13 protein-coding genes are annotated in these 12,079 nt (G+C 44.3%); 4 read left to right on the top strand and 9 right to left on the bottom strand.

Annotated elements, in window-relative coordinates:
- Positions 1–721 (top strand): TetR family transcriptional regulator (locus RAC86_RS27625; RefSeq protein ID WP_377886237.1); only part of this gene is annotated, 721 nt, incomplete at its 5' end.
- Between the two features lie 39 nt (positions 722–760).
- On the opposite strand, the gene fumC is transcribed toward RAC86_RS27625, so the two are convergent.
- Together fumC and RAC86_RS27615 are read right to left on the bottom strand one after the other, a co-directional pair.
- Positions 761–2,149 carry a class II fumarate hydratase gene (gene fumC / locus RAC86_RS27620; protein WP_167408438.1) on the bottom strand — a complete coding sequence of 463 codons (1,389 nt, stop codon included), beginning with the start codon at positions 2,147–2,149 and terminating at the stop codon, positions 761–763.
- 66 nt (positions 2,150–2,215) lie between these two features.
- Complete coding sequence (locus RAC86_RS27615; RefSeq protein WP_003244599.1) at positions 2,216–2,401, bottom strand: YvzF family protein; 186 nt, start codon at positions 2,399–2,401, stop codon at positions 2,216–2,218.
- Between the two features lie 117 nt (positions 2,402–2,518).
- On the opposite strand from RAC86_RS27615, the gene gerAA reads away from it, so the two are divergent.
- The 3 genes from gerAA to gerAC are packed head-to-tail and all read left to right on the top strand — an operon-like array spanning position 2,519 to position 6,151.
- Positions 2,519–3,967 carry a spore germination receptor protein GerAA gene (gene gerAA, locus RAC86_RS27610; RefSeq protein WP_033884692.1) on the top strand — a complete coding sequence of 483 codons (1,449 nt, stop codon included), beginning with the start codon at positions 2,519–2,521 and terminating at the stop codon, positions 3,965–3,967.
- Positions 3,936–5,033, top strand: a complete 1,098-nt coding sequence (gene gerAB, locus RAC86_RS27605) for a spore germination receptor protein GerAB (RefSeq protein WP_029318427.1) — start codon at positions 3,936–3,938, stop codon at positions 5,031–5,033. The genes gerAA and gerAB overlap by 32 nt, the downstream gene beginning before the upstream one ends.
- Complete coding sequence (gene gerAC / locus RAC86_RS27600) at positions 5,030–6,151, top strand: spore germination receptor protein GerAC (protein ID WP_377886236.1); 1,122 nt, start codon at positions 5,030–5,032, stop codon at positions 6,149–6,151. The genes gerAB and gerAC overlap by 4 nt, the downstream gene beginning before the upstream one ends.
- A 7-nt stretch (positions 6,152–6,158) precedes the next feature.
- Here the strand turns inward: gerAC and liaR are convergent, their stop codons facing one another.
- The 7 genes from liaR to RAC86_RS27565 form a co-directional block, all read right to left on the bottom strand.
- Positions 6,159–6,794 (bottom strand): two-component system response regulator LiaR, encoded by a 636-nt coding sequence (gene liaR, locus RAC86_RS27595; protein ID WP_264239929.1) that lies wholly within the window; start codon positions 6,792–6,794, stop codon positions 6,159–6,161.
- Positions 6,772–7,854, bottom strand: a complete 1,083-nt coding sequence (gene liaS, locus RAC86_RS27590) for a two-component system sensor histidine kinase LiaS (protein ID WP_014480831.1) — start codon at positions 7,852–7,854, stop codon at positions 6,772–6,774. The genes liaR and liaS overlap by 23 nt, the downstream gene beginning before the upstream one ends.
- Positions 7,851–8,576, bottom strand: coding sequence for a LiaRS two-component regulatory system accessory protein LiaF (liaF, locus tag RAC86_RS27585; RefSeq protein ID WP_014480832.1), 726 nt, complete (start codon positions 8,574–8,576; stop codon positions 7,851–7,853). Before liaF ends, liaS begins: the two co-directional genes overlap by 4 nt.
- A 33-nt stretch (positions 8,577–8,609) precedes the next feature.
- Complete coding sequence (liaG, locus tag RAC86_RS27580; protein WP_032726837.1) at positions 8,610–9,482, bottom strand: LiaG family protein; 873 nt, start codon at positions 9,480–9,482, stop codon at positions 8,610–8,612.
- A gap of 101 nt (positions 9,483–9,583) precedes the next feature.
- Positions 9,584–10,261, bottom strand: coding sequence for a stress responsive protein LiaH (gene liaH, locus RAC86_RS27575; RefSeq protein WP_003228506.1), 678 nt, complete (start codon positions 10,259–10,261; stop codon positions 9,584–9,586).
- Between the two features lie 26 nt (positions 10,262–10,287).
- Entirely contained in the window at positions 10,288–10,668 is a 381-nt protein-coding gene (gene liaI / locus RAC86_RS27570; protein WP_029318422.1) for a cell envelope stress-induced membrane anchor protein LiaI, read from the bottom strand.
- Positions 10,669–10,829: 161 nt separating this feature from the next.
- Positions 10,830–12,079, bottom strand: a 1,250-nt coding sequence (locus RAC86_RS27565) for an MFS transporter (RefSeq protein ID WP_377886235.1), incomplete at its 5' end; no start/stop codon positions are given.

The raw sequence follows: 12,079 nt of genomic DNA, 5'->3' as shown, positions 1-12,079 counted from the left end.
CTCTATGCTGAACTACTATTATGATAAAACGTTTACCCGAATTTTAAATATTAAAACGAAGGGCGACAGCCCCAGAACGGCTTACCGTAAACAGCTGACCGTCCTCTATGAAAACATTCTTGAACACAAAGATTTTATCAGCATGCAGTTGAAGGAGGGTTCTCTGCCTTACACAGAAGAAGTGGAGCAATGCGCAAAAAAAATCCGCCAGTCCTCACTTCAATTTCATATCGACAGCCTGCTGAACATCTATGGAAAAAAAGCGGAACCCTACACTGCTGAGCTTTGTTTTTTAATAGAGGGCATCAGCCAGATTTACCTGGAATGCATGATTTTGCTCGGGTACACTGTGAAGCCGTCTCAATTAGCTGATATCATTATGAATCGAATTGATGATATGGTAAAAGGCATGTCTGAACGAAACGATAAGCCTTTCATCACATTGGAAGAGGCGAGCTCTTTATTCGGGCCTCTTACGCACGGACGGCCTGACCCGCTGACTGAATCAATTGTGAAAAGCCTACGTGACAAAATTAACAGCTTAAACACAAACTCCTCTCTTGAATTATCGGAGAGCTTGGACATACTTGAAGCAGAAATGAAGAAAAAAACACCGAAGCTGGCGATCATAAAAGGAATGATTCATAATCTGACGGAGTCTGAAGCTCTCGCCAAAGATGCGGAACAGCTTAAATATTTATTAAAACAGCAACATATTTAGAAGAACGGCTGCTTAAAAAGCAGCCGTTCTTTCTTCCTATTACGCCTTTGGTTTTACCATGTCTTCCGGCTTAACCATTTCGTTAAATTGCTCCTCTGTCAGCAATTCAAGCTTCAAAGCTGCTTCTTTGAGCGTCAATCCCTCTTTATGGGCAAGCTTGGCGATTTTCGCCGCGTTTTCATAACCGATATGCGGGTTCAGCGCCGTAACAAGCATTAATGAATTTGACAGGTTTTCCTGAATGGTTTCTTTATTAGGCTCAATACCGACAGCACATTTATCATGGAATGAATTCATGCCGTCACTGAGCAGCTGCACAGATTGCAGGAAGTTGTAAATAATAACAGGCTTAAACACGTTCAGTTCAAAGTTCCCCTGACTCGCCGCAAAGCCGATTGTCGCATCGTTCCCCATGATTTGCGCTGCGATCATTGTTAACGCTTCGCTTTGTGTCGGGTTGACTTTACCAGGCATAATGGAGCTTCCCGGCTCATTTTCAGGAATGACGATCTCCCCGATTCCGCAGCGAGGTCCGCTTGCGAGCCATCTGACATCGTTCGCGATTTTCATTAAGTCAGCCGCAAGCGCTTTTAATGCGCCATGCGCATAAGTGATTTCGTCATGGCTTGTCAGCGCGTGGAATTTATTCGGCGAACTGCTGAACGTTTGGCCGGTCAGCTTAGTGATCTCTTCTGAGACAAGCTCTCCAAACTCAGGGTGGGCGTTGATACCCGTTCCGACAGCCGTTCCACCAATTGCAAGCGCACGCATTTTATCTGTCGCTTCCAAAATCATTTCCTTCGAACGGTCCAGCATGTGAACCCATCCGCTGATTTCCTGTCCGAGGGTCAGTGGCGTAGCATCCTGAAGATGCGTGCGTCCGATTTTGACAATATCATTGTATGCTTTTGCTTTTTCATCCAGTGTATTGCGAAGCTGATCAAGCGCCGGCACAAGCTGCTCGTAAATAGCCAAAACAGCGGCAACATGCATCGCAGTCGGGAATGTGTCGTTTGAGCTTTGGCTGCGGTTCACGTCATCATTTGGATGAATCGTTTGATCAGAGTTCTTCTCTTTTAATAAAGCAGTCGCACGGTTGGCTACCACTTCGTTCATGTTCATATTGCTTTGAGTGCCGCTTCCGGTCTGCCATACGACAAGCGGGAAGTTGTCATCGTATTTGCCTTTGAGCACATCATCACAAACCGCTGCAATGGCTTCTGCTTTTTCAGCATCCAGATTGCCGAGGCGTTTATTAGCTAGAGCTGTGCTTCGTTTTAATATTGCAAACGCCTTCACAACACGCATCGGCATTTTTTCAGAACCGATCTTAAAGTTCTCCTTGCTTCGCTGTGTTTGGGCGCCCCAAAATTTATCAGCAGGAACTTTTACTTCTCCCATGGTGTCTCGTTCAATTCTGTATTCCATTTATGTATCCCTCCATAACGGTTGCTTCAATAGATCATAATTCGCCAATGACACAAAAAATCCTTTTTATTTTTCGATCTTGGCAGATTTTAATTTTAATTCAAGATATACGCGGGAATCCTTTGAATATTTGTATTTTGGATTTGTCCTGCCGTACTCCTTTGATGTATAAGAGACATCATAATGCTGTTCAAATGATCTAATGAGCTGTTCAATTTCTTCTTGTTTTCCAGCTAGCCTTACCTGTGCCACTTCGTATCCTCCGCTTTCATAAAAAAACTTACTCCATGAAATACTCTAACACAGTATATCATTTTTTTAACAGGAAAAGATAACCTCTACTAAGGTTTTGGATAAGAGGTGACCTCATTGGAACAAACAGAGTTTAAGGAATATATACACGATAATTTAGCATTGGTGCTGCCAAAATTAAAAGAAAACGATGATCTGGTGAAAAACAAAAAAATGCTTGCGAACGGACTGGTTTTTTACTATCTCTATTTCAGTGAAATGACTGATGAGAATAAGGTGTCAGAAGCCATTAAAACTTTGATTAAAGATGAGGAGACCTTAACGCTTGACCAGGTCAAAAAACGCCTTGACCAGCTTGACGCAAGACCTGTTGAAACTGCAAAAAAAACGATTGAATCGATTCTCAACGGCAATTGTGCTGTGTTTATCAACGGATTGGATAAAGCCTATATTCTGACCACAGGAAAGAAAAAAACAAGAAGCCTGACAGAGCCGACAACTGAAAAAGTGGTTCGCGGCCCAAAAGTAGCGTTTGTAGAGGATATTGATACAAATCTCGCTCTGATCAGACAAAGAACCTCTCATCCGAAATTGATCACCAAAAAAATCATGATCGGCGAAAACAAGCTGAAGCCTGCAGCCATTATGTACATTGAAGGCAAAGCAAAAAAGTCCGTCATAAAAGAAGTGAAGGCGCGGCTTAAAAATATCCAGCTGGAAGATATCCAGGACAGCGGAACGCTCGAGGAGCTCATTGAAGATAATAAATATTCACCATTTCCGCAGATTCAAAATACGGAAAGACCTGACAAAGTATCTTCAGCCCTGTTTAACGGCCGTGTGGCAATTTTGGTCGACAGTTCACCATTTGTGCTGCTGGTGCCGGTTTCTCTCGGCATCCTGATGCAATCCCCGGATGACTACTATGAACGCTGGATTTCAGCATCTCTTATCCGGTCGCTGCGCTTTGCTTCTATCTTCATCACCTTGTTTTTGTCATCGATTTATATTGCACTTGTTTCCTTCCATCAGGGGCTGCTGCCGACCGCACTCGCCGTCACGATTTCGGCGAACAGGGAAAACGTGCCGTTCCCTCCGATATTTGAAGCCCTGCTGATGGAAGTCACCATCGAGCTGCTAAGGGAGGCCGGACTGCGACTCCCCAATCCGCTCGGACAGACGATCGGCCTCGTTGGGGGCGTGGTCATCGGACAGGCTGCTGTAGAAGCGAATCTCGTCAGTTCGATTATGGTCATTGTCGTCAGTGTCATTGCCCTGGCATCCTTTACCGTTCCTCAATACGGAATGGGTCTGTCTTTCCGGGTGCTGCGTTTTATTTCGATGTTTTCCGCCGCTATTTTAGGGCTGTACGGCATTATTTTATTTATGCTTGTCGTTTATACGCACTTAACGAGACAAACGAGCTTTGGGTCTCCGTATTTTTCGCCAAACGGATTCTTTAGCCTGAAAAATACGGATGACTCCATTATCCGTCTCCCAATTAAAAACAAACCAAAAGAGGCGAATAATCCAAATGAGCCAAAAACAGACTCCACTGAAACTTAATACCTTTCAAGGTATTTCTATTGTTGCAAATACAATGCTTGGGGCCGGACTTTTAACATTGCCGCGAGCGCTGACCACTAAGGCTAATACGCCTGACGGCTGGATCACGCTGATATTAGAAGGTTTCATTTTTATTTTCTTCATTTATTTAAACACGCTCATTCAGAAAAAACATCAATACCCTTCACTCTTTGAATATTTGAAGGAAGGGCTTGGGAAATGGATCGGCAGCATCATCGGCCTTTTGATCTGCGGCTATTTCCTCGGCGTAGCCAGCTTCGAGACCCGGGCAATGGCTGAAATGGTGAAGTTTTTCCTGTTGGAGAGAACCCCAATTCAAGTCATTATTTTAACGTTTATTTGCTGCGGTATTTATTTAATCGTTGGGGGCTTAAGTGATGTGTCGCGGCTGTTTCCCTTTTATTTAACGGTAACCATTATTATTTTGCTGATTGTGTTCGGGATCAGTTTTAAAATTTTTGATATCAATAATTTGCGTCCTGTTTTAGGCGAAGGCCTTGGACCCATTGCAAACTCCCTTACCGTCGTTTCCATCTCTTTTTTAGGAATGGAAGTGATGCTGTTTCTTCCTGAACATATGAAGAAAAAGAAATACACGTTCAGATATGCGTCTCTAGGATTTCTGATTCCGATTATCTTATATATCCTTACGTATATTATTGTTGTCGGAGCTTTGACCGCTCCCGAGGTAAAAACGCTGATTTGGCCGACTATTTCTCTCTTTCAGTCCTTTGAGCTTAAAGGCATATTTATTGAACGGTTTGAATCGTTTTTACTGGTGGTCTGGATCATCCAGTTTTTCACCACATTTGTCATTTACGGATACTTTGCCGCTAACGGGCTAAAGAAGACATTTGGATTATCGACTAAAACAAGCATGGTGATTATCGGCATAACGGTCTTTTATTTTTCTCTCTGGCCGGATGACGCCAATCAAGTCATGATGTATAGCGATTATCTTGGCTATATTTTTGTCTCCCTGTTTCTGCTTCCGTTCATTCTCTTTTTCATTGTAGCTCTCAAGAGGAGGATTACAGCAAAATGAAAATCCGGATTTTATGTATGTTTATATGCACCCTATTGCTGTCCGGATGCTGGGACAGTGAGAATATCGAGGAATTAAGCTTAGTGATCGGAGTAGGGCTAGACAAGCCTGACGATGAAAATTTAGAGCTGACACAGCAAATTCTCGTTCCGAAAAAAATCAGCGCCAAGGAGGGCTCTTCATCTGATCCGACACAGCTTTCTATCACAAAGGGTGAAACTGTCCATCAAATGATGAGAACCTCTGCATTAAAGCATAATCCTACGTTTTCACAGCATTTGCGTCTCATTCTGCTTTCCAAAAGCGTGATTGCGGATCAAATTGGAATGGACGCGATCATTAACCAGTTTGTCAGAGACAACGGAACAAGGAGGAGTTCTTACGTCTTTATCACCAACGGCCGAACTAAAGATATATTTAAAATGAATGATGAAGGCGAACCCGCATCCAACGTGATATATGATCTGACAGAGAATAATAAGGTGACGATCAGAATGATGGAGCCAGTTACATTAGGGGAGATCTCAGAACACTTAACCTCTGACGATTCATTCCTAATCCCTCATGTCGGTAAAGAAAACGGCAAGCTCGCAATAAACGGAGCCTCTATCATAAAAAATAAATTATGGCACCGCGATCTCACCCCGATTGAGGTTCAAAATATCAACTTATTTTCAGGCACTGTCGAGGGAGGCGTCATTGATTTGAAGCGCGATGGCCATCTCTTTTCTTATGAAGTATATTCAAGCAATCGGAAGATCAAGACTGCCTATAAGGATGGAAAGTTCAAATTCACCGTCACCCGCACTATTGAAGGTCGTCTATCTGAGGACTGGAATCCCAATGAAGATTCGTTTAAGGATTCATATATTAAAAGTATTGAAAAGACAGTCGAAAAACAAGTACACAAAACAGTAACGACATTTATTACAGAGAAACTGCAGAAAGAGATCAAAGCGGATGTGACCGGATTGGGAAACCAAGTCAGAATTCATTATCCTCAAAAGTGGAAAAAGATCGCAAGAAAATGGGATGATGATTATTTCAGCAATGCGGAAATAGACTACCGGGTCAATGTGATTGTCAGAGACTTCGGAACGAAAGGCGCAGACAAATAGGAGCCGCCTATTTGACGAGATGATTTCTGTGTGCGTACACCGCCGCCTGCGTCCGGTCACTGACATCCAGCTTTGATAAAATATTTGTAATATGTGTTTTGACTGTTTTAATCGTAATAAACAGTTCCTCGCCTATTTCTTTGTTTGTCTTTCCTTCTGCGATCAGGCAGAGTATTTCGAGCTCCCGTTTCGTAAGCGATTCATGAGGGAGCGCGTTTTCACCTGAGTGGCGCAGCCTGGATAATACTTTTCCCGCCACTTTTGACTCCAGCTTCGGCTCTCCCTTGCTTGCGGCGCGGATGGCATCGGCGATTTCTGCCGCTTTTGAGGTTTTCAACAGATAGCTGAGCGCGCCAGCTTCAATAACCGGGTACACTTTGTCATCATCAATGAAGCTAGTGAGCACAATAATTTTCGGGTCAGAAAGCTCCCGGCAAATTTGCTTTGTAGCTTGAATGCCATCCATGCCCTCCATGACAAGGTCCATTAAAATGACATCCGGCGACAGTTCCGCAGCAAGCCGAACACCTTCGCTGCCGTCCGATGCTTCGCCGATGACTTCAATATCGGGCTGCGCCTCCAAAAAAGCCGCGAGCCCCATTCTGACCATTTCATGATCATCAATCAATAATACTCGAATCACGTTCGTTCTCTCCTTTTTCTTCCGGGAAAATCGGGACCTTCACTTCAATTTGGGTGCCTTTTCCTTCTACTGAAATCACTTCGGCGACCCCGCCGATTTCACTTGCACGTTCTTTCATAGAATTCAAGCCGTATGAGGATGCTTTCACCTGGTCCATTTTAAAGCCTTTTCCATTATCAATCACCTTCAGACGGAGCTGGCTGTTCTTTATGCCCAGAATCACGGTTACTTTTGACGCTTTTGAATGTCTAAATACGTTTGAAAGGGCCTCCTGCACGATTCTGAACAAGTGGTCTTCAACACCCTTGGATATCGCTGTGTCCTGTATATCCCACTCAATATCAATCGGCTGCTTTTTTCGGAACTCGTCCAAAAGCTCCGTAAGGCCCTCCTTCAGCCCTTTTCCTTCAAGGGTAACAGGCCGTAAATGGAGCAGCAGCGCCCTCATCTCATTTTGGGCTTCGCCTGCCATATGCTCTACCATCCTGATCCGCTTGACTGTTTTGTCATCAGCATCCTTGACATGTTCCAGCACGGCTGATGTCATCATCGATATGGCAAAGAGCTGCTGGCTGACCGCATCATGAAGATCTCTGGCCAATCGCTGGCGTTCTTCTGAGATAACCGACTTCTTCATTTGAGCCTGCCATTCCGCACGTTCATTGGAAAGTTTCTGGAGGGATGCGACTTGAAGTTCCACGCGCTTCGCCATTTCGTTCAGCTGATCAGCAGCCAGGCCGATTTCATCATCACCGAGCGGCGGTATCCGATAAGCGAAATTGCCGTTTTCAAAGGTTAAAATGGATTCAATTAATGTATCAATCCTTGTCTTCAACCGGTTGCCGTACATATACCCTGAGGCGAAACCGACGGTCACGCTGATCAGAAGCAAAATCAGGATAAACGGAATTCCGAACCAGCTAGATGACAGCAAAACAAGCGGATCGAGCCGATAGTAAAACATCATAAAGGAAATCAGGCAGGCAAAAAGGAGCAGGCTGATTCCCGTTGTCATGCGGATGGCGCGCCATTGGAGGCTGGCAAGCATTTTTTTTCTCATACGTACTTCACATCCACATCACCGATAAATAAGGAAACGGACACTTTGACCCGGCGCTTTGACTCGCTAAAATCGGTTGACGCGGCATATACCTTCGTGCTTAATCCGCTTTTCTTCGAGCCGATCAGATTGATGTCTCCTATAAAAACAGCCGAGCTGACAGCTACTTCAAGGTCCGATGGTACATAAATATCAACGTTTCCAATGACTCCGCTAATGACGATTGTACTTTCTCCCTCGGGAATCATCGCTTTAGATAAATCGATTTTGATATCACCGATAAAACCAGAGACATTTAAATCATTCAGGTCAAACGGCTGCTTCATCATTTGCAGCTCACCGATAAAAAAGCTGCGCATGTCGGGATGTTTTACATCTTTTGGCGGATCATGATGTTCTTTTTTATTGAGATTGACCTGTTTCTCATTCGGTTCAAATATCGGCTTCCCTTTGATAAGCCTGTAGCCGGCGTAAATCAGAAATGCGGCAAACGCATAGCCGAATAAATTAAAGGTGATGCTGAAGAGGTTTTTCAAAAATAGAAACGCGGCAAAGATATACATGACGGAGCCAAGCCAATCACGGGAATATTTTTTAAGGAAATAGCCGGCAATCAGAAAAAAGAGCGGCCAAAACAGCAGATCGCCTATTCCGATAATTTGCAAAAACATACTGATGCCGAATAAAGCAATGATCAATCCGAGAAGCTGTTTTTTTGTCATTCCTGGTGTCCGCCTCCTTTCTTCTGCCTAGTGCTACCGTATCGCTAGATCCCCGCTGTCCGTTTTGATGTCGATTGGATGCTGGCCGCTTCCTTGCGTGCCTGTGATGTGATGCTGTTCTTTATGTGCTTTATCAGCAAATGAATACGGCGAACTGACGTCACCGCTTGCTGATAAAGCATTGACTGCAAAGCTGCCGTTTTGGGGAAGGCTTACATTAGCATCACCGCTTGTCAGCGTGACAGATACGGGACCGGTTACCTTTTTCAATACAGCATTAAAATCTCCTGAAGTCATTTTCACATCAAGAGAGCCTGATACATGAACCAGATTTGCGTCCCCTGAAGCTAAATCAATGCCGGCTGTTTTGGAGACGGTATTTGAAATGGAAACATCCCCCGATGATGCCTTCACTTTCAGATCTTGAATGCGGACGTCCGTCACGCTCGTATTTCCGCTCGCAGATACTGCGTTCAGCCCGGAAAGCGCAAGATGGTCATTCCCGGCCACAGACACGTCACCGCTTGAGGTTCGTACTGCCAGATCACCTTTATAATCATACGGAAGCCTGACGATAAGAGTTGAACGGTTAAATCCATTCAAAAATTGAAATTCTTTTTCCTTTACGGTCAGCTCCAGTTTTCTTTTGTTTTCAGTAACAAATAACTTTCCTGAGTCTCCTGAAATGCCTGCCGATATGTCACTTCGTTCTTCCGCTATAATCCGGACATCCTTGCTATCCGACTCAATGACCATGCTGTCAATGTCCCGCGGCGATGCGCTGGCTGAATCAGCTTCTGTGCCATTTATGAAACCTAGGCCTGCAGCAAACACATCTTTTACGACAACAGCGAAAAAAACCAGAATACCGGCAGTGATCAACAGTTTGCCAAGCATTTTTTTCATTCGGTTTCATCCTTCTCATTCATTCTATTATAAAGGAAAAGCTTGCGAATTGATACGTGCGGAAGGGGAAGGACTTGACCGCAAATCCTTCCCCGTTCCGCTTATTCATTTGCCGCTTGTGTCTGGTCTGATTTTTGCAGTGAAAGTGTCCGCATTTTTTCAATCTCCGCTTCTACATCGTCTGCGAATTCTTTACGTGTAAGTTCTGTGCCGGCTTCCGCTGACTTTGAATAATTCGCGCGGATTTCCATTTCTTCAATACGATTTTCAATACGCAAAAATTCACGATACGCGCTTTCACTGTCAATTTTGTCAAATGTCGTATTCATATGCTCTTTAGCTTTCGCCGCATTTGCCCGCGCAATCAGCGCCTGTTTTTTATCCTTTACGTCCTGAAGCTTTGTTTCAAGTGCAGCCAGCTGCTCTTTCAGATCAGCCAGCTGACTGTTTGCCTGTTCATAGGAAGCTTTATGCTCAGCCGCCTTCCCTTCTAAATACTTCATTTCAGTCAGCGCCTTTTTCGCCAGTTCTTCTTCACCTGCGTCAAATGCGAGCTGTGCCTGATTTTTCCGTTTGCCAGCAACTTCAGCGGCTTCTTCATATTTTTTCTTAAATTGATAGGCAATCGTGTGCTGTTTCACAATTGTTTGCTTTGCTTTTGCGATGTCGCTTTCCATATCGCGTACATATTGATTCAGCATCACCTTTGGATTCTCCATTTTATCAAGTCCTTCATGAACTGACGCAACAAACATGTCTCTGATTCTTTTTAATACCATACCTAATTCCTCCTAATATATTGATATTATTTTTTCTTCAAAAATTCTTCCCATTCGTCATCAAAGTGAGATTGGTAGGCAACAGAAGCCGGTTCAGGATCAAAAGATGATACACCGTTATCAGCTGATCCGTTTTTCATCAGCTTCCAGCCGTAATAAACCATAGCGGCTGCCAATGCGATTCCGACGACAAACGGAAGTGAGCAGATGAGCATAATGGCTCCGATACCGCCCACGATGATTCCCGTGATGGTTTTTCCCGCGGCAAACCTTTTGATTCCTGCGTATGTCATCAAGCTCCCGATGGCGAGCGGGATGATAAAGCCGAAGCTTCCTCCTCCAAAAAAGACAGAGATCCCAAATACAATTAATAAGAATCCGCCTATTGTTTTCTTGTTGATCTTCATGCAGATCCTCCTTTCGTTTTCCTTGTCTTCATCTTATACAAGTTGGAAAATATGCAAAACGAATCAGAGATTGATTTTTATATAAGACCGGAGTCGTATCTCGCACCGGACCCATTGGCACAAAAAAACGCCATGCACGAGGCATGGCGTTTTAAAACCCTTTACAGATGAACACTTGCTTCCCTTTCTTTAATCAGGTCGGACCTTTCTGCTTTGGCCAGTTTTGTAAACAGCAAAATTCCGATACCCGCAATAATTTCGACAATCCCGCCGACAGCGATCACTTTACCTGAGCCGAAAGCATTAGCGGCATACCCGCAAATGACAGCTCCGGCAGGGATCGAAATATTTGAGATCATATGTATAACGGCGTAAACCTGCGGCTGATCCTCACTGTCCACAGACGTCTGGATAATCGTATACTCAGGAACATTAACAGCACTGACTGCGGCGCCAAAGGTAAAAGCAGCGAAAAAGACGAGCGGCAAAAAGGTATTCATCCCGGTAATAAAGAAAGCAAATCCTTCAATAATGCCGGCAGTGACGAATAACAAGCCGTACCTGTTTACCTTGACTTTCGCCAGCACAAACCCTAATAAAAACGCGCCCGCGGCGGTGGTGGCCTTTAAAAGCGAGTATACGATCGGCTGGCCGTTTAAATCTTCCGCAACGTATACGGCAGAGAGCGCTTCCCATGGGGCAGCCGCGAAATTCATAAAGATACAGTAAATGGCGAGCGGGTATAAAATCTGGTGTTTTCTGACGAGCCTAAAGCCGCGTTTCAGCCTTCCGATATATGTGCCTCTCTGTGTAACAACCGCAGACTCTGATTGAGATTCAACCGCAGTGTACTTAATAAAAAGAACGAGAAAACCTGACACCAAATAGAGCACAAGTGCGATAAGCATGGTATAAGAAGGACTGATAAATGTAAGAAAAGCGCCGCATAATGTGACAGCCCCGAGCCTGACAATTTGAGCGGAGGACTGCAGCACAGCATTTGCTTTTTGAATGCCCTGTTCATTTACGATTTGAGGAATCAAAGCGATAGAGGCGGGATTGTAGGCAGCTCCAGTAGCTGAATGCACAATCATAAGCGTCATGACAAACCACAGCGGAGAGAAGCCCGCAAAATGACATAGAGGGATAATCAAAACAATCGCCGCCCTTGTCAGATCTGAAAAGTACATCCAAAATTTCAGCGTGGTCTGTTTCATAAAAGGCCCCGTCACAGGCGCCAGAACGGCTTCCGGCAAAAAAGTGACAGCAATCAATAAAGCAGTGCCGATCGCACCTTTGCCGTCATAAATTAAAAACCATAATATTGAATTAAATGCGAACATATCGCCGGATATCTTGACTATTCTTGAGAAAAACAGATAATTGAAATTTCTCTTCCAGATGCTATCAC

The organism is Bacillus sp. LR_5 (genome assembly GCF_042709275.1).
The sequence above is the reverse complement of the archived record's forward strand: the minus strand, read 5'-3'. Positions and strand labels throughout refer to the sequence as shown.

Bases quoted from the DNA above. Each gene is read 5' to 3' on its own strand.
- fumC (WP_167408438.1), bottom strand. From the start codon at position 2,149: ATGGAATACAGAATTGAACGAGACACCATGGGAGAAGTAAAAGTTCCT.
- gerAB (WP_029318427.1), top strand. From the start codon at position 3,936: ATGAGCCAAAAACAGACTCCACTGAAACTTAATACCTTTCAAGGTATT.
- gerAC (WP_377886236.1), top strand. From the start codon at position 5,030: ATGAAAATCCGGATTTTATGTATGTTTATATGCACCCTATTGCTGTCC.
- liaS (WP_014480831.1), bottom strand. From the start codon at position 7,854: ATGAGAAAAAAAATGCTTGCCAGCCTCCAATGGCGCGCCATCCGCATG.
- liaF (WP_014480832.1), bottom strand. From the start codon at position 8,576: ATGACAAAAAAACAGCTTCTCGGATTGATCATTGCTTTATTCGGCATC.
- liaG (WP_032726837.1), bottom strand. From the start codon at position 9,482: ATGAAAAAAATGCTTGGCAAACTGTTGATCACTGCCGGTATTCTGGTT.
- liaH (WP_003228506.1), bottom strand. From the start codon at position 10,261: ATGGTATTAAAAAGAATCAGAGACATGTTTGTTGCGTCAGTTCATGAA.
- liaI (WP_029318422.1), bottom strand. From the start codon at position 10,668: ATGAAGATCAACAAGAAAACAATAGGCGGATTCTTATTAATTGTATTT.